Source organism: Parabacteroides sp. APC149_11_2_Y6 (genome assembly GCF_054506995.1).
Genome location: NZ_CP173709.1, coordinates 168337 through 187312, shown reverse-complemented (window position 1 = coordinate 187312; position 18976 = coordinate 168337). Strand labels below are relative to the sequence as shown.

The window sequence follows — 18976 nt, the reverse complement described above, 5'->3', positions numbered from 1 at the left end:
TATAAACGCTGGAGATTGCCGGCCGCCGTATGGCAGCTTTCAATCTCCTATAAAAAAAACACGTTATGAGACTTATTATTGAACCTAATTACGAGCAGCTTTCCAAATGGGCTGCCAATTATGTGGCTGCAAAGATTAAAAAAGCGAATCCGACAGCAGAAAAACCATTTGTACTGGGCTTGCCTACCGGTTCTTCACCCCTGGGAATGTACAAAAACCTGATTGAATTGAATAAACAAGGAGTTATCTCCTTCCAGCATATCATCACTTTTAATATGGACGAATATGTAGGATTGCCGAAAGACCATCCTGAAAGTTACCACTCTTTCATGTGGAACAATTTCTTCAGCCATATCGACATCAAACCGGAAAACGTAAATATCCTGAACGGTAACGCTCCTGACCTGGAAGCTGAATGTAATGCTTACGAAGCTAAAATGAAAGCTGTAGGCGGCGTCGATCTATTCCTCGGAGGTATCGGCCCAGACGGACATATCGCATTCAACGAACCGGGCTCTTCCCTGTCTTCACGTACACGTGTAAAAACATTGACTACAGATACGATCATTGCAAACTCACGTTTCTTTGATAATGATGTAAACAAAGTGCCAAAGACTTCCGTAACAGTTGGTGTAGGTACCGTACTGGATGCAAAAGAAGTACTGATTATGGTAAACGGTCACAATAAGGCCCGCGCTTTACAGCAGGTAGTAGAAGGTGCAGTAAACCAGATGTGGACAATCACTGCATTGCAATTGCACCCGAAAGGTATCATCGTAGCCGATGAAGCTGCTTGTGCCGAGATAAAGGTGGGTACTTATAACTATTTCAAAGATATTGAAAAAGATAATCTTTGTCCCTGCACTTTACTGAAATAATATTTCACAGGACATAAAGGGCGGACAATCCGCCATATAGATAAAAAAGGACTGGGTTCGGCTGAACTTGGTCTTTTTTGTTTTCTCATGCAAGCAGTACTGTTAAGGTATTCGCAATACCCCTGTTGCGACACTCGCAATAATGTTGTTGCGGGTACTGCAACAGTACTGTTCGACTTCCCGCAACAGGTGCTTTAATAAAAAGCCTCGCAAATGCCCGATGGAAACGAATAATAGAATGTATTAAAAATTCAATTCCAATTGTTCAGGAAGCAAGGTGAAAGTCTTACGGTGATAAGGAGTGATTCCGTTGTCCCGGATAGCCTCCCGGTGGGCTTTTGTGGGATATCCCTTATTTTCATTCCAATGATAAGCAGGATATTCTTCGGCCAAAGCATTCATATAATCATCGCGATAGGTCTTTGCCAAGATAGAAGCGGCGGCAATACTCAAATATTTACCATCTCCTTTCACGACAGTGGTATGCGAAATATCCGGATAAGGAGTAAAACGGTTTCCATCTATCAACAGATGCTCGGGTTTCACCTTCAATTGCTCTATCGCCCGGTGCATTGCAAGGAAAGAAGCCTTCAGTATATTTATTTTGTCTATCTCTTCCGGGGTTACCACTCCTACCGCCCATGCAATTGCCTCCCGCTCGATAATAGGACGAAGCGCATAACGCTTTTTCTCACTCAACTGCTTGCTGTCGTTCAGGTCCTCATTCTGAAAATCGGGAGGCAGGATAACCGCCGCAGCATACACCGAACCGGCAAGGCATCCCCGCCCGGCCTCATCGCAACCGGCTTCTATACGGTTTGCTTCTAAAAAAGGAAGTAACATAAGGAGTTTTTGTTATTGAATTATTCGTTTGTTTTTTTCTTTATCATCCACGGGCGGATGATAAAATAAGCAACCAGCGTAGCCAATGTCACCCCGATTGTATTGGCAAGGAAATCGAACCAGTCCCCACCCCGGTAAGTCGTACAATATTCCTGAAGGATTTCAATGATGCCACTCATGGCTATCGGGCAAAGTACCGCCCCAATCCAAGCATGCCATAATACATCTTCATAGCGGCGATGGTTCAACAGAAACTCAATCCATAGCATTCCCGATACTCCTCCATACATACATATATGTACCAACTTGTCCAGATTCGGAATCTTCCCGACATCCAATGACGGTGGTTTAAAAAAGGATAAATAAATAACAATTGCAATAATCGTTAATGATATCGGATACTTCTTCAGATAATACCACATAAAAACTTTTTCAAAGGTTTATTTTTAAAACATTTTCCGGACACGCTCTACTCCTGCTGCGAAAACGTCTATCTCTTCTTTCGTATTATAGAAAGAGAAAGAGGCACGGACAGTACCCTCTATTCCCAAAGCATGCATCAACGGTTGGGCACAGTGATGACCGGTACGGACTGCTATTCCCAGACGGTCCAGCAACATTCCCATGTCATAATGGTGAATATTTCCTACAAGGAATGACAGAACTCCGCTTTTGTGAGCTGCCTGACCGAAAATGCGCATTCCTTCTATCGCTTTCAGTTTATCAGTTGCATAATGAAGCAATTCTTCTTCATAGGCAGCAATATTGTTTATGCCTACCCGTTCCACATAGCGAAGTGCTTCTGCCAGGGCTGTACTTCCTATATAGTCGGGGGTTCCCGCTTCAAATTTAAATGGAAGCTCATTAAATACGGTCTTGTCGAAAGAAACTGTGGCAATCATTTCGCCGCCACCCTGGTATGGGGGTAGTTTATCCAGCCATTCTTCTTTGCCATACAGAACGCCGATACCAGTAGGCCCATATATTTTATGACCAGAGAAGACATAAAACTCTGCATCCAGGTCCTGTACATCCACTTTCATATGAGGTACGGACTGTGCACCGTCTATCAAAACCGGAACATCATGCAGATGAGCTTCTTCTATCATTTCCTTTACCGGATTGACGGTTCCCAATACATTGGAAACATGCGTAACCGAAACCAGACGCGTACGCTCAGAGAAAAGGTTGCGGTAGGTATCCATACAAAGCTCACCCTTTTCATTCATCGGGATGACTTTCAGGGTAATACCTTTGCGGGCAGCCTGTATCTGCCAGGGAACGATATTGGAATGATGTTCCATAACGGATACTATTACTTCATCACCTGCCGACATGCACTCGTCGGTAAAAGAAGAAGCAACCAGGTTAATCGCTTCCGTAGTACCACGTGTAAAAATTATTTCGTTGGATGAACGGGCATTCAAAAAATGCTGCACGGTACGCCTTGCTTCTTCATGAGCCTCTGTAGCTGCCTGGCTCAGGAAATGAACTCCGCGGTGGATATTGGCATTTACATTATAATAACCGTCTTCTATCTTTTCTACCACACAACGGGGTTTCTGGGTAGTCGCTCCGTTATCAAAATAAATAAGAGGCTTATCGTATATCTTATGTTCCAAAATAGGAAAATCTTTCCGTATGGACTCAACATTAAACATAACCATATCTTTTTGTTTTATCACGGTGTCAAAGATACGATGTTTGAACGTCTTTTTATTGTGAATAAGAGCGAAAATATAATGTATTAAGTTTCTATATCTCAAAAAAACATAGAATGAATGGATTTACAAAATTTTATCCGTATGTTTGTACAAAAACAATCAGGGTTATTCTGAAATCTTCTTGAGCATGCTTGATTCCGCTTTATTATTGCGGACCACACCATCCCCAAATTGAATCATAATCAGCTCTTTTGTTCAAAACAAAACAAATTGCAGACATACAGATTGTACGTATGCCTGCGATATATATTATATTAATTTAAAATGACAAAAAGAATTACAACAGGAAAAAGAGACAGAGAAAAGATTAAACAGCAAAAAAGACAAGACAAGCAGAAACGAAAAGAAGAACGTTCCGTCAGCGGAAGCCGTAGTTTTGAAGAAATGCTTGCTTATGTCGACGAAAACGGGGTTATTCATTCCACTCCTCAGGACATTGCGCCTAAAGAAGAAATTGATGCCTCAACAATAGCGATATCTGTCCCTAAAAAGACAGAGACAGAAGAAATTCTGCCCTTGAACGGGCGTGTAGAATTTTTTAATACATCTAAAGGCTATGGTTTTATAAAAGATGCAGAAAATAATGAAAAATATTTTTTCCATGCTTCCATGGCTTTTGACGGAATAGCCGAAGGTGATAAAGTAACATTCGAAATAGAACGTGGCATGCGGGGTATGAACGCTGTACGGATTTCACTCATTAAATAACAATTTTAACAAACAAAAAAATGAACATTTATGTTTCAAATTTAAGCTGGGGCACAAGCGCGGACGGCTTACAAGAATTATTCTCACAATATGGCGAAGTTGATTCGGTTAAAATCATAACCGACCGTGAAACAGGACGTTCACGTGGATTCGGTTTTGTGGAAATGCCTAACGATAGCGAAGGGCAGAAAGCAATCGACGAACTGCATGAAACAGAATTTGAAGGTAAAACAATAAACGTAACCGTAGCACGCCCCAAAACAGAAAGACCATCAAGAGGCTTTAACAACGGCGGTGGCGGTTATGGCGGTGGCGGTGGCTACCGTGGTGGCGGTAACCGCGGCGGAGGCGGTGGCTACAATCGCGACCGTGGAGATAACGGAGGATACAACCGCGGAAGATATTAATCTCCCTTTGGGTGTCAAAAAATAAAAAAGGCTGCCAGGACTTACGGAGTTAACTCCAAGTCCGGCAGCCTTTTCATTTCCGGCAACTTCACCTTGGGCATTATCTCTTTTCGTTTTTTATCTTTACCTTTGCATGACAAACAAAAAATAGCAACCCGCTTATTCGGATAATACAATGGCTGGTTTATACATACATATACCTTTTTGCGCCAAACGGTGTTTATACTGCGACTTCTTCTCGAATACGGAAATGAAGTATAAAGAACCGTACATAAATGCAATTATCAGGGAAATGGAGCTACGCCACGATTACATAAACGGAGAGCCATTAGAAACGATCTATTTCGGAGGAGGAACCCCCTCCCAACTACACTCCTCAGATTTCAAACGTATTTTCGACGCTATCGGACAACTGTTCGACATCAATTCATGCAAAGAAATTACTCTCGAAGCCAATCCGGATGACATGACGCCCCAATACGTAAAAGAACTCCGGACACTACCATTCAACCGGGTCAGTATGGGGGTACAAAGTTTTAAGGCAGAAGACCTCCGCTTCCTGAACCGTCGCCATACTAAAGAGCAGGCATTACGTGCCGTTGAACTTTGCAAAGAAAACGGGCTACATAATATAAGTATCGACCTGATATACGGATTACCCGGTCAGACACTCGGTGAATGGGAATCCAACCTTGAAAAAGTCATCCGCCTCGATATTCCCCATATATCCGCTTACCATCTGATTTATGAAGAAGGTACAGCACTTCACAAACTGATGCAGGCAGGAAAAGTACAGCAAGCCGATGAAGAACTGAGTGTTTCTTTATTCTCCACATTAATAGACAGGCTGACAGCAGCCGGATACCAGCATTATGAAATATCCAATTTCGCACGCCCCGGCTATTTTTCTATGCACAACAGCTCTTACTGGACCGGCAAAAAGTATCTGGGACTGGGACCTTCCGCCCATTCTTTCAATGGAGTGGAACGGGAATGGAACATCTCTTCGCTCCCTCTTTATCTGAAAGGTATTTCGGATGGGAAACCTGAAATAGAAAAAGAAAAACTGGACAAAAGAACCCGCTATAACGACTTCATCATCACCGGACTGCGTACAATGTGGGGCATCAAAACAGACGACATCCGGCATTTGTTTGGAGACAAGATGTTGGATTATTGCCTCAAACAGGCAAAGCCCTACCAGGAACAAGGGCTACTGGAGCAAAAGGACAACATATTAACGCTTTCCCGGAAAGGTATTTTCATTTCCGATGGCATCATGAGCGACTTATTATACATATAAGTATATTCGTCCGAATCGTTAATAATGAAGGCTAAAAGCTAATTTTTTAGCAAATAAGTAGTTAAAACACCTCAAAATTGCACATTTTCACGATTTTTGAGAAGAAAAATAACCAACATAAAAAACTATTCTCTATATTTGCCCCATCAAAAACAGCAAAAGGTGCCATATTTATACATAATATCAGGATGCAACGGGGCAGGAAAAACTACAGCTTCTTTTACTATTCTACCGGAAATGTTGAAATGTAAAGAATTTGTTAATTCCGACGAGATTGCCAAGGGGCTTTCCCCTTTTAATGCTGATAACATCGCGGTCGCCATAGAAGCAAGCCGAATTATGTATAAGCGCATTAAAGAACTCATCGCTGCTGGTGAGACTTTTGCAATGGAAACCACGCTGGCCACTCGTTCAGTGGCGAACTTGATAAGAGAAGCACAAAGGGAAGGTTATTATGTTACATTGCTCTATTTCTGGCTGAATACGCCGGACCTGGCAGTGGAACGAGTTAAAATGAGAGTTGCAGCCGGAGGGCATAATATTCCGGAAAGTACTATCCGCCGTCGTTATGAAGCGGGTATACATAACCTCTTTGAACTATATCTCCCTATTAGTGATTATTGGATGATTACGGACAACTCGATGTCTCCGATGGCTGTTATAGCCAAAGGATTCAAGAGCGACAAAAAAGAGATATATAATCCGGATATTTACTGTAAACTTGAACAACATGAGTGAACAAGAAATAAGAGAATTTGAAGAGAATATAGTTAAAGGTGCCAGTATTGCTTTTCAACGTTTAGTAAACGAAAAAAAGAAAGAAAACGGTGAGCTGGTTTTTTCACGCAATGGAAACATTTTCCGTGTAAAAGCTGCTGATTTAGACAAAGGTTTATTCTAACTATAAAAAATATAAGAAAAGGCGGACGGTCCACGGATTGTCCGCCTTTTTGCATTTCAAGCTGTATTTTAATTGTCAACTGTCACTTGTCAACTGTCAACTAAAACAATCCTCATGTCAGAACAAAACTACATCCATATCACCGGCGCCTACGAGAACAACCTAAAGCATATCTCCCTGAAAATACCTAAAAAGCAGATTTCCATATTCACGGGAGTATCCGGTTCCGGGAAATCTTCTTTGGTATTAGATACGATAGCAGCCAGTTCACGGCGCGAACTCAATGAAACATTTCCCAGTTTCGTACAACAATACTTGCCCAAATACGGACGTCCGCATGTAGATAAGATAGAGCATCTGCCGGTAGCCATTGTAATAGACCAGCGCAAGCCTGCACCGAATGCACGCTCCACGGTTGGGACTTACACGGATATTTACTCACTGCTGCGCTTGCTGTTTTCGCGGGTGGGAAAACCGTTTGTCGGTTACTCGGATACGTTCTCATTCAACCATCCGCAGGGACGGTGTACACGGTGCGACGGATTAGGAGAAGTCCGGGAGTTGGATGTCCACAAGCTGGTCGATTTCAACAAATCACTGAACGAAGAAGACGTTATCCATTACGTTGCTTTCCAGCCCGGGGAATGGAGATGGATACGATATGCCAATAGCGGCCTGTTCGACCTGGACAAGAAAATCAAGGATTATAGCAAAGAGGAACTGGACTTATTCCTCTATTCCCCGCAAATCCGTTTAAAGAACCCGCCTGCCGGATGGCCCAAAACAGCCAAATACGAAGGACTGGTAACACGCATGTACCGAAGCATCATCAACTCTGAAGAAGGCAAACTGCATCAAAAGCTGCTGGAACCCATGGTTACAATGGGCACTTGTCCGGATTGCAACGGCGCACGGCTCAACCCCACCGTACTCTCCTGCCGTATCGGAGGCAAAAACATAGCAGAGGTAACCCGGATGTCTATCCCCGATATCCTGCAATGGCTGGAAAACATCCACGACCCACTCTCGGCAGACCTGAAACAGGCAATCGCCGGGCGCTTGTCCGCCTTGGAAGAAATAGGGCTGGGCTATCTGACACTCGAACGCAATATGGGAACCCTCTCCGGCGGAGAAGCCCAACGCTGCAAAATAGCCAAATACATCAACTCCTCCCTATCGGATATGCTGTATGTACTGGACGAACCCAGCGTAGGACTGCACAGCCACGACATACACCTGCTGAAAGCCTCCGTCCGCAAACTGCGCGACCACGGCAATACCGTCCTGCTGGTCGAGCATCACAAAGAAATGATACAAATAGCCGACCACATCGTAGATATGGGCCCCGGCTCGGGAATGGACGGCGGACAAATCCTGTACGAAGGCACCTACGCCGGACTCCTGGAAAGCCAAACACTGACAGGACAGATGATAACCGAGAAATCCCCGCTAAAAAAGTCTGTCCACACCCCTTCCGGTTGGTACACATTGGAACATGCCGGCGAACACAACCTAAAAGACCTCACCGTCCGCTTCCCCTTAGGCATCCTCACCGTTATTGCAGGGGTAGCCGGTTCCGGTAAAAGCTCATTGATGGAATGTTTCCGGAACACGTATCCGGAAGAAGTAATCTACATCAGCCAGAAGAATATAGGCATCAGCCTGCGTTCCACCCCGGCTACTTATCTGGGCGTTGCCGACGACATACGCAAGTTGTTTGCCAAACAGAATAAAGTAAACCTCAACCTGTTTACCTTCAACGGCAAAGGGGGATGCCCCGTCTGTGGCGGGAAAGGGGTTATCGTATCCGACATGGCTTTTATGGATGCCATCGAAATGGTATGCGAAGCCTGCGGCGGACTCAGATACTCCCCGGAAGCCTTGCAATACACGGTAGAAGGATTGAACATCGCAGAAGTCATGGACCTGACCGTCCGGAAAGCCTCCCTTCGTTTTGCTGGTACGGTTATCGAAGAAAAGCTGCGTCCCCTTATGCTGGTAGGACTCGGCTACCTGCATCTGAACCAGGCGCTTTCAACCCTTTCGGGCGGAGAGTTGCAACGGGTAAAACTGGCCTCTTACCTCAACAACAAGGGCAGCCTGTTTATTCTGGACGAGCCGACAGACGGACTACATGTGAAAGACATCCGCCACATCATCAACCTGTTCGACTCTATGGTGGAGCAGGGAAATACCATTTTCCTGATTGAGCATAACCTCGACGTCTTGAAAGCAGCCGACTACGTCATCGAACTGGGTCCCGGAGGAGGCGAAAGAGGCGGGCAACTGCTATTCGCCGGCACGCCATCCGATATGCTGGATTGCAAGAAATCAGTCACAGCAAGCTATCTGAAACAGGAATTACCTCCGCCCTGATAGCAGTTATACCAAATATCTTACTACATTTAACGCCAGATGTGAATAAAAAAACGAACAAGATGAACCGAAATCTATATCTAAGCATACTCTTAGCTTTATTCTCCAAAAGCTCCGCAACAGCAGAGACTATACAGATTGAGCCTGCTTTCTGGTGGAGTGGAATGAAGAACCCGGAATTGCAACTGATGGTTTACGGGACGAACATCTCCAGCTACAGCCCGGAGATTGACTATCCGGGTATCCGCATTACCCGTACCGTAACTTTGGACAATCCGAACTATCTCCTGCTCTACCTCGACCTTGCCGGGGCCAAACCGGGCAACTTCAATATCACTTTCAGGAGAAGGGAAGTTTCTATTTCTTACCCCTATGAACTGAAAAAACGCAAAAAGAACGCTTCCGCCGTGAAAGGCTTCGATTCATCGGACGTTATCTACCTGATTATGCCCGACCGCTTCGCCAAAGGAAATCCGGGAAATAATGTCATCCCCATGCGGATGCCCTATAAAGTAGACCGGGAAGACCCGGGAGCACGCCACGGGGGCGACCTGGCAGGTATAGAAAACCATTTGGATTATATCGAGGACTTAGGCGTTACAGCCCTCTGGCTCACCCCCGTTCTGGAGAACGATATGGAAGGCCATTCTTATCACGGATACGCCATCACCGACTTCTACAAGGTGGACGCCCGCTTCGGAACGAACGATGACTATCTCCGTCTGATAAAGAAAGCCCACCGGAAAGGATTGCGGGTAATCATGGATATGGTGTTCAACCATTGCGGCAGTTCGCATCCCTGGGTACAGGAAATCCCCTGTCACGACTGGTTCAATAATCCGGACCACTACGTCCAGACGAACCACGACAAGGAAGTCTTCTTCGACCCCTACGCCTCGAAGTACGACCTCGAAACAATGACCGACGGTTGGTTTGTCCAGTCTATGCCCGACCTGAACCAGAAGAATCCGCACGTTGCCCGCTACCTCATCCAGAACTCTATCTGGTGGATTGAATATGCGGGCATCAACGGCATCCGGCAAGATACCTATCCCTATGCCGATGCAGACATGATGCGGGAATGGTGCATGGAAGTAATGAACGAATACCCCGACTTCAATATCGTAGGGGAAGCGTGGATGAACCACACCATCGGTTCCGCCTTCTGGCAAAGAGGCAGCCGGTTGAATAAAGGGAAAAACACCCATCTCAAATCGGTCATGGATTTCCGCCTGCTGAATATTACCAGCAAAGCGTTCCACGAAGAAACGACCTGGGCCGGCGGGCTACATACTTTATTCGAACATTTATGCTACGACTTTGTCTATCCGGATATTTACAACGTGCTGCGTTTCCTCGAGAACCACGATACGGACCGCTTCCTGCCGGGCATGCCGGAGAATCTGGATGCCTTCAAGCAAGCCATCACCTTCCTGCTGACCATTCCGGGTATCCCCCAGCTTTACTACGGGCAGGAATTACTGATGAACGGCAGCAAAGAAAACGGCGACGGCTACATCCGCCGCGACTTCCCCGGAGGCTGGGCCGAAGACGAAAAGAACCTGTTTGAAGCCTCCGGACGCACCGATATACAGAATGAAGCATGGAACTTTATGCAGAAGCTGTTGAAATAGCGGAAAGGGAATGACATCATAGCCAGAGGCAAAATGAAGCACTTCATGGTAAACCAAAGTGTATATGTATACGAACGCCGCCTCAACAGGAAAAGCGTAGTGATTATGATGAACGGAAGCAGCCGGGAAGTCAGCCTCCCGTTAGACCGCTATGCGGAAATCCTGCACAGGAAGAAGAAAGGCAGGGATATTATCACAGGAAAGACGGTTCATCTGACACAGCCCGTCGAACTCCTGCCGAAAGACATCCTGATACTCGAACTATAGCCGCATACAAAAAACAACAGGCGAGTTTCATCACATTACTGAACGCAGACGACGCAGAATACGCAGATTTACGCAGACTAATTTATTTTAATTATTATCTGCGTTTGTCTGCGTATTCTGCGTCGTCTGCGTTCGGTAATATCTTTTGCTTAGATACTTACTTACAAATCCGGCATCCGGCACAACGTGCCAACTCGCCGCGGAAACGCTTCTCCACCAACTTATGCAGGCGGTCTTTCAACGCATCCATCCGCACATAGTCGATTACATCGGAAGTAAACGCAACACTCAGCAACATACGTGCCTCGTCGCGGGGAATACCACGGCTCTGCATATAGAACAGGGCATTTTCGTCCAACTGTCCCGTAGTCATGCCATGCGAGCATTTCACATCATCGGCATAGATTTCCAACTGGGGTTTGCTGTACATGCGGGCTTCGCGGGTTGCACAGAGGTTGCGGTTGGTCTGGTAAGCGGCCGTTTTCTGTGCGCCTTCCTTCACCAGGATACGTCCGCTGAATGCACCTACGGCCTGGTCGTCGAGGACATTCTTAAACAGTTCGTTGCTGGTACAGTAGGGTGCGGCATGGGTGATATGGCTATAGCTGTCCACCTGCTGTTCCTTATCGAGGATAGACATTCCGCAGAGGGTCGCTTCCGCCTGTTCGCCGTTCAGTTCGACATAATAGTTGTTGCGGGTAAGCCCGTTATTCAGGGTGATACCGTTTACCAGCACATTACTGCCTGCCTCCTGTTTCACATGGACGGAAGAGAAACGGGTGGTAGAATCGCTGCTTTCCTCCAGGTCGTAATAATCGAAGTAGGCGCCTTCGCCGGCAAACACTTCCACCACCTGGGTGGCAAGGAACTTCACATCGTCTATGCTATGGTCGCAAACCAGCAGCTTGGCATTGGATTGTGCTTCCATGATGACAAGGATGCGGCGGTTTGCCATCGTATCCACATCGCTGCGGAAAATATTGACCAACTGAACCGGACGCTCCACCACAACGCCTTTCGGCACATAGAGCACGAAGCCGTCCTGTGCCAGCATCGTATTCAGGGCGATAATGCCGTCATGTTTCGAAGAGGCTGCCTTGGCATAATAGCGGGCGGCTATCTCGGGATACTGCTCGGCAAAAGCGTTCAACCCGCCGGCATACACGCCTTCGGGAAGATGGGCTTTCGGCAACATCTTGTCGTAGAATGTATCGTTCACCACAAAATAGAGCGAAGTACTGAGGTTCGGTACGTCACAGCGGAACACATCGTAAGGATTCACCGGAATGGATAGGCGGTTAATATTCAAACCGTAGTCCGGCGCAAACGACTGTGCCACGTCGGTATACTTATAATCTTCACTCTTCACCGAAGGGAATCCCACCCGCTCAAAGTCGGCAAAAGCCTCTGCCCTCGGAGCATTCATCACCCCCGCAGCATGGCGGCAAATCAAGTCCTCACACTGCGCAAAGAGATCGATATATTGTTGTTCTGCTTTCATATGCTACTCATTATTTGACGCGGAATTAGTATTTGACGCGGATGACGCGGAAAACGCGGATTTTAAAGACTCACGGTATTCTTCCGAGAATATCTTGCGCCTGAACTCCGGTTTTTTCCCGAAGTTAAGCAAAAGACCAACCTCCATACTTGTTGCTTTCAGATAATTAACCAATTGTAATTCATGCTCTTCTTTAAGAGCACTTACAGCCTTCAATTCTAATATAATCGTATCGTCAACAACTATATCTGTAATATAATGTCCTACAAGCTGCCCCTTGTAGTAGACATTGATAGGCTGTTGCGGAACACAAGGAATCTCCCGCTTCTGTAATTCTTTATAGAAAGCATTCTGATATACCTGCTCCAGAAATCCATAACCCAATTCATTATAGACTTCATAAAAAGCATTCAGTATATCCCTTGTCTCCTGTTCATGCAACATAATCCATATTCTTTAAAATCCGCGTTTTCCGCATCATCCGCGTCAAACAATAAACTCTGCGTCTGCTTATTATCTTTATTTCTTAATCACCCATCTCCTTCTTAATCCAGTCATAGCCCTTTTCTTCGAGTTCGAGGGCGAGTTCCGGGCCGGCGGTTTTTACGATGCGGCCTTTGTAGAGGACGTGCACTACATCCGGCTTGATGTAATCCAGCAGACGCTGGTAGTGGGTGATGACGATGGCTGCATTCTCCGGCGTGCGCAGTTGGTTTACACCGTTGGCTACGATGCGGAGGGCGTCGATGTCCAGTCCGCTGTCCGTTTCATCCAGGATAGCCAGTTTCGGTTCGAGCATCGCCATCTGGAAAATCTCGTTGCGTTTCTTTTCTCCACCGGAGAAGCCTTCGTTTACGCTGCGGCTTGCCAGCTTGTTGTCCAGTTCGACGATGGCCCGCTTTTCGCGCATCAGTTTCAGGAAGTCGGTAGCCGATACAGGCTCCAGGCCTTTGTATTTGCGATGTTCGTTCAGGGCCGCACGCATGAAGTTCACCATGCTGACCCCCGGAATCTCCACCGGATACTGGAAACTCAGGAAGATACCTTCGCGGCTACGGTCTTCCGGTTCGAGTTCCAGCAGGTTTTTGCCGTTGAAAATAACTTCACCTTCCGTCACTTCGAAAGTCGGATTACCTACCAGCACGCTGCTCAGCGTACTTTTCCCGGAACCGTTCGGTCCCATGATGGCATGTACCTCGCCCGCCTTCACGGAAAGGTCGATGCCTTTCAATATCTCTTTGCCATTCACGTTGGCATGTAAGTTCTTTATCTCTAACATCTCTATTGTTATTGCTTGTTATACTTCTCGTTATTCACTGTTTCTCCCCGCCCGGGAGGTATGGAGCCATACAGCGTTGATGCCCTGCTGTCAACAGTCCTGTATCGACTGTGCAGCATTGCTATACTGCACTATCCAGCATTCGTCTGCTGCGCCATGCAGCATAACAATGCTGCACTGCTTCACCAGTACTGTCTTATCCTACGCTTCCCTCCAGGGAGATGGTCAGCAGCTTCTGCGCTTCGACGGCAAACTCCATCGGGAGCTTGTTCATCACCTCGCGGGCATAACCGTTTACAATCAGCCCCACGGCTTCTTCGACCGAGATACCGCGCTGTTGGCAGTAGAACAACTGCTCTTCGCTAATCTTGCTGGTCGTTGCTTCGTGCTCCACAACAGCCGTTTCATTCTGGATATCGGCATAGGGGAACGTATGCGCCCCGCTGGTGGAACTAAGCAGCAGACTATCGCACTGGCTATGGTTGCGGGCACCCTCGGCACGGGGCGACACCTTCACCAGACCGCGGTAACTGTTCTGGCTGTGACCGGCGGATATACCTTTCGATACGATGGTACTGCGCGTATTCTTCCCGAGGTGAATCATCTTGGTTCCCGTATCCGCCTGCTGGTAGTTGTTGGTAACGGCGACGGAGTAGAACTCGCCCACCGAGTTATCACCGGCAAGGATACAGCTCGGATATTTCCAGGTGATGGCGGAACCGGTTTCCACCTGCGTCCAGGAAATTTTACTGCCCTCGCCCTTGCACAGACCGCGTTTGGTTACGAAGTTGTAGATACCGCCTTTGCCATCCTTATCGCCAGGATACCAGTTCTGGACGGTGGAATATTTCACTTCGGCACGTTCCTTGGCCACGATTTCCACAATGGCGGCATGAAGCTGGTTTTCATCACGCATCGGAGCGGTGCATCCTTCCAGGTAGCTGACATATGCCTCGTCGTCGGCCACAATCAGGGTACGTTCGAACTGTCCGGTATTAGCCGCATTGATACGGAAATAGGTGGACAATTCCATCGGGCAACGCACGCCCTTCGGTATGTACACGAAAGAACCGTCCGAGAATACAGCCGAGTTGAGCGCAGCAAAGAAGTTATCGCGGTAGCTTACTACGCTACCCAGATATTGCTGCACCAAATCAGGATGATGCTGTACTGCCTCACTGAAAGAGCAGAAGATGATGCCCTTCTCCGCCAGTGTTTCCTTGAAGGTGGTCTTCACGGACACGCTGTCCATCACGGCATCGACTGCCATCCCGCTCAACTGGGCACGCTCGTGCAAGGGGATTCCCAGCTTGTCGAACGTCTTCATCAATTCGGGGTCTACCTCGTCGAGGCTTTTCGGGCCTTCTTTTTTCTTCGGGGCGGCATAGTAAATTATATCCTGATAATCTATCGGGGGAATATTCAGATGGGGCCAGGTCGGCATCTCCAATGTCAGCCAGTGGCGGAACGCCTTGAGACGAAATTCGAGCAACCATTCCGGCTCGTTCTTCTTGGCAGAAATAATACGGACAGTCTCTTCATCCAAACCACGGTGGATTACCTCCGTATCAATATCGGTAACGAAGCCATACTTGTAGTCGCTGGTCGTTACCTCATTTAGTATGTCGTTTGATTCCTGCATATATTTAATTTATAGTGTATTTCTTTTTCGACGCTATTTCTCTTCTGTAAACAAATTGTTCGGATAAATGGTTGGAATGATTTTCTCTATCGGGTGATAGAGGCGGGATTCTACTTTTATCTGACGGGGTATAAGTACCGAACCGCGGTCTATCAACTCGACGGCATTCAATGCCAGACTGATAAACAGCAACATCATGCAGACCCCGAACAACCCTCCTGCCAGATGGTTCAATATACTGAGCGGCGTGGCTCCGACTACCCGGCTGACTATCTCGCCTGCCAGCAGCAGGACACCGACTATCAACAGGAAACCTGCCACATAACTGAGGATAGTTACCCCTTCTTCCGGAAACCACCCCAATGCAACAATATATCCCCGCAGCCATGCCGCAGCTTTTGCACAGAAAAAGATACCAACCAAGAGGGCTATAAGCGAAACAACCTGTTTGATGACTCCATCAAACAGGCCTTTCACAAATCCTATCCCTGCCAGACATACGAATATAATGTCTAACCAGTTCATGTTTATAACGTCTTCTTAATTTCTGTTTCTTCGTATGCTTCGATAATATCGCCTACCTGGATATCATTGTAGTTTACTAAGTTCAAACCACAATCCAGCCCGGCTACCACTTCCTTCACATCGTCCTTGAAACGTTTCAGGGATTCCAGCTCGCCGGAGTGGACTACGATACCGTCGCGGATTACGCGCACCTTGTTCATACGTTTGATTTTACCTTCACGTACCATACATCCGGCAATCGTACCGACCTTGGTAATCTTGAACACTTGCAATACTTCCACATTGGCGGTAATCTCTTCCTTGATTTCCGGAGAAAGCATCCCTTCCATTGCGCTCTTCACCTCTTCGATTGCGTCGTAGATGATTGAGTACAGACGGATTTCAACGCCTTCCTTATCAGCCATACGGCGAGCCGGCAATGCAGGACGAACCTGGAAACCGATGATGATAGCGTTTGAAGCGGCAGCCAACACAACATCCGATTCGGATATCTGGCCGACAGCCTTGTGGATTACGTTCACCTGGATTTCTTCAGTAGACAGACGGATTAACGAGTCGGACAATGCCTCTACGGAACCGTCCACGTCACCCTTCACGATTACGTTCAGTTCCTGGAAGTTACCTACTGCGATACGGCGTCCGATATCATCCAGCGTAAGCATCTTCTGGGTACGCAGACCCAATTCACGCTGCAACTGTTCGCGGCGGTTGGCTATTTCGCGGGCTTCCTGTTCGGTTTCCAATACATTAAACGTATCGCCTGCCTGAGGAGCACCGTTCAGACCGAGGATTAATACAGGTTCGGAAGGACCTGCTTTTTCCACACGCTGGTTACGTTCGTTGAACATCGCCTTGATACGTCCGTGGTGGGTACCGGCAAGCACGATGTCGCCGACTTCCAATGTCCCGTTTTCCACCAGGATGGTAGAAACATATCCACGTCCCTTATCCAGGGAAGATTCAATGATGGAACCTACTGCGCGTCTCTTCGGATTTGCTTTCAGGTCCAGAAGGTCTGCTTCCAGCAATACCTTTTCAAGCAGTTCCTCTACGCCCATGCCTTTCTTGGCAGAGATTTCCTGGCTCTGGTATTTACCGCCCCAGTCTTCCACCAGATAGTTCATATTGGCAAGCTCTTCCTTGATTTTCTCAGGGTTAGCATGCGGTTTATCTATCTTATTGATGGCAAAAACGATAGGTACACCAGCAGCGGAAGCGTGGTTGATTGCTTCGATGGTCTGCGGCATGACGTTATCGTCGGCAGCTACAATAATAATTGCGATATCCGTTACTTTGGCACCACGGGCACGCATGGCGGTAAACGCTTCGTGACCCGGAGTATCCAAGAAGGTTATACGGCGTCCGTTCTGCAACTTCACATTGTAAGCACCGATGTGCTGTGTGATACCTCCGGCTTCACCGGCGATTACGTTTGCATTACGGATATTGTCCAGCAATGAAGTTTTACCGTGGTCGACGTGTCCCATCACTGTTACGATAGGCGGACGTGCTACCCAGTCTTCTTCATTGTCGTCTTCTTCATTTTCCTTGATGGCCTCGACTACTTCGGCACTTACATATTCAGTCTTGAAACCGAATTCTTCAGCCACGATATTAATAGTTTCCGCATCCAGACGCTGGTTGATTGATACCATGATACCGATACTCATGCAAGTAGCGATAACTTTGGTAACAGGGACATCCATCATGTTGGCAAGGTCGTTTGCTGTAACGAACTCCGTCAACTTCAGGGTTTTGCTTTCCATTTCCTCCTGTTCCATCAATTCGTGTTCGCGCTTCTGCACGGCGTCACGTTTGTCGCGGCGGTATTTGGCACCCTTGTTATTCTTATTGCCCTTGTTGGTCAGGCGGGCCAACGTTTCCTTAATCTGTTTCTGTACATCCTCTTCGCTGACTTCGGCTTTTACCGGCTTCTTCAACCGGGGCTTGCGGTCGTCGTGCGGACGGCTCGGACGTGTATTTGTTCCCGGAGTGTTGTTTACATCCACCCGGTCTTTCTTTATACGGTTACGTTTTTTCTTTTCCCCGTTAGCGTCGCCAGGTTTTGCTGTAGCGGAGGCAGTAGCAGGTTTCTGTATACCGTCTTTATTCGGTTTGTTGAAACCGCCGCCCTGTTGTCCGGGTTTATTATTGGAAAAACGTTCACGCTTGTCGTCGCGTTCTTTTTTCCGCTCTTCCTTTGTCTTCTTTTTAGGACGGGTAGATTGATTCAATGCATTCAGGTCAATCTTGCCGGTTACCTTGATTTTCGACTCAAACTTCGGAGTATTCAAACGGAACAATCCTTCTCCCGAAGCAGCTTCTTCTGTTTCAGACGGACGATTTCCGACTTCCGCATTACCGGTTTCAGCTTTTACCGGCGTTTTTGCAGGTTCCGTTTTTTCTACTTCTACAGGTTCCTTTTCCACTTTTATCACTTTTACTTCTTTTTTCACCACTGGCGGCTGTATTGCTTCTACCTTTTCCGGTGTTTTTTCCGGTACGATGACAATTTTCTTCGGTGCCTCTTTCGGCTCTTTCGACGGAGCGGCAACGGGAGCCGCAGGAGCAGCTACAGGGGCGGCAACCTTCTTTTCTACGGGAGCAGAAACGGGGACAGTCTTTTCCACTACCGGAGTCTCTTTCACTTCTTCGGCAGCATCCTGTTTTTTATATGTCTTATCCAGATCAATCCGGCCTTTCGTTACAATTTTAGGCTTAAATTCATCCGGTATTACGGTCTTAATTTCCGAACTCTTCTCTTCTTTCACAGAAGACTCCTTATGGGGACGTGCCGATACGGCACGCTCAAAATTTGTGTCCGGTAAATCTTTTCCAAACTCTTTTACGAGCAAAGCATACTGTTCATCACTGATTCTCGTGTTGGGATTGTCCTCAACCGAAAACCCTTTCTTATGCAGGAACTCAACCACCGTGTTGATTCCTACGTTCAATTTTCTTTGTACTTGTATTAATTTTATAGGCATA

Annotated in this window: 16 protein-coding genes and 1 pseudogene; 8 read left to right on the top strand and 9 right to left on the bottom strand. The window is 47.0% G+C overall.

The window, feature by feature from the left end:
- Positions 1-65 precede the first annotated feature (65 nt).
- On the top strand, positions 66-878 hold the full coding sequence (gene nagB / locus ACGE0T_RS00695) for a glucosamine-6-phosphate deaminase (protein WP_459188654.1): 813 nt from the start codon (positions 66-68) through the stop codon (positions 876-878).
- Positions 879-1121: 243 nt separating this feature from the next.
- On the opposite strand, the gene ACGE0T_RS00690 is transcribed toward nagB, so the two are convergent.
- The 3 genes from ACGE0T_RS00690 to ACGE0T_RS00680 are packed head-to-tail and all read right to left on the bottom strand — an operon-like array spanning position 1122 to position 3382.
- Positions 1122-1721 (bottom strand): ribonuclease HII, encoded by a 600-nt coding sequence (locus tag ACGE0T_RS00690; protein WP_459188653.1) that lies wholly within the window; start codon positions 1719-1721, stop codon positions 1122-1124.
- 20 nt (positions 1722-1741) lie between these two features.
- Entirely contained in the window at positions 1742-2143 is a 402-nt protein-coding gene (locus ACGE0T_RS00685) for a VanZ family protein (RefSeq protein WP_459188652.1), read from the bottom strand.
- 24 nt (positions 2144-2167) lie between these two features.
- Positions 2168-3382: an aminotransferase class V-fold PLP-dependent enzyme gene (locus ACGE0T_RS00680; protein WP_459188651.1), complete on the bottom strand. Its 1215-nt coding sequence runs from the start codon at positions 3380-3382 to the stop codon at positions 2168-2170.
- Between the two features lie 327 nt (positions 3383-3709).
- Between ACGE0T_RS00680 and ACGE0T_RS00675 the strand changes: the two genes are divergently transcribed.
- The 7 genes and pseudogenes from ACGE0T_RS00675 (at position 3710) to ACGE0T_RS00645 (ending at position 11041) form a co-directional block, all read left to right on the top strand.
- Positions 3710-4153, top strand: a complete 444-nt coding sequence (locus ACGE0T_RS00675; RefSeq protein WP_459188650.1) for a cold-shock protein — start codon at positions 3710-3712, stop codon at positions 4151-4153.
- 20 nt (positions 4154-4173) lie between these two features.
- Positions 4174-4560, top strand: a complete 387-nt coding sequence (locus ACGE0T_RS00670; RefSeq protein WP_459188649.1) for an RNA recognition motif domain-containing protein — start codon at positions 4174-4176, stop codon at positions 4558-4560.
- A 175-nt stretch (positions 4561-4735) separates the two neighbouring features.
- Positions 4736-5863: a radical SAM family heme chaperone HemW gene (hemW, locus tag ACGE0T_RS00665; RefSeq protein ID WP_459188648.1), complete on the top strand. Its 1128-nt coding sequence runs from the start codon at positions 4736-4738 to the stop codon at positions 5861-5863.
- A gap of 162 nt (positions 5864-6025) precedes the next feature.
- Positions 6026-6601 (top strand): zeta toxin family protein, encoded by a 576-nt coding sequence (locus ACGE0T_RS00660; protein WP_459188647.1) that lies wholly within the window; start codon positions 6026-6028, stop codon positions 6599-6601.
- Complete coding sequence (locus ACGE0T_RS00655) at positions 6594-6764, top strand: hypothetical protein (protein WP_459188646.1); 171 nt, start codon at positions 6594-6596, stop codon at positions 6762-6764. The genes ACGE0T_RS00660 and ACGE0T_RS00655 overlap by 8 nt, the downstream gene beginning before the upstream one ends.
- A gap of 114 nt (positions 6765-6878) precedes the next feature.
- On the top strand, positions 6879-9140 hold the full coding sequence (locus tag ACGE0T_RS00650) for an ATP-binding cassette domain-containing protein (protein ID WP_459188645.1): 2262 nt from the start codon (positions 6879-6881) through the stop codon (positions 9138-9140).
- Between the two features lie 62 nt (positions 9141-9202).
- Positions 9203-11041: pseudogene (locus tag ACGE0T_RS00645) on the top strand (glycoside hydrolase family 13 protein).
- Between the two features lie 157 nt (positions 11042-11198).
- Here the strand turns inward: ACGE0T_RS00645 and sufD are convergent.
- From sufD to infB, 6 genes are all read right to left on the bottom strand, one after another.
- Positions 11199-12542 (bottom strand): Fe-S cluster assembly protein SufD, encoded by a 1344-nt coding sequence (sufD, locus tag ACGE0T_RS00640; RefSeq protein ID WP_459188644.1) that lies wholly within the window; start codon positions 12540-12542, stop codon positions 11199-11201.
- A 3-nt stretch (positions 12543-12545) separates the two neighbouring features.
- Positions 12546-12986: a GxxExxY protein gene (locus tag ACGE0T_RS00635; RefSeq protein WP_459188643.1), complete on the bottom strand. Its 441-nt coding sequence runs from the start codon at positions 12984-12986 to the stop codon at positions 12546-12548.
- 82 nt (positions 12987-13068) lie between these two features.
- On the bottom strand, positions 13069-13821 hold the full coding sequence (sufC, locus tag ACGE0T_RS00630; protein WP_459188642.1) for a Fe-S cluster assembly ATPase SufC: 753 nt from the start codon (positions 13819-13821) through the stop codon (positions 13069-13071).
- Between the two features lie 196 nt (positions 13822-14017).
- Positions 14018-15463 (bottom strand): Fe-S cluster assembly protein SufB, encoded by a 1446-nt coding sequence (gene sufB, locus ACGE0T_RS00625; protein ID WP_459188641.1) that lies wholly within the window; start codon positions 15461-15463, stop codon positions 14018-14020.
- A 33-nt stretch (positions 15464-15496) separates the two neighbouring features.
- Complete coding sequence (locus tag ACGE0T_RS00620) at positions 15497-15988, bottom strand: CvpA family protein (RefSeq protein ID WP_459188640.1); 492 nt, start codon at positions 15986-15988, stop codon at positions 15497-15499.
- 2 nt (positions 15989-15990) lie between these two features.
- Positions 15991-18975 (bottom strand): translation initiation factor IF-2, encoded by a 2985-nt coding sequence (gene infB / locus ACGE0T_RS00615; RefSeq protein ID WP_459188639.1) that lies wholly within the window; start codon positions 18973-18975, stop codon positions 15991-15993.
- Position 18976 lies beyond the last annotated feature (1 nt).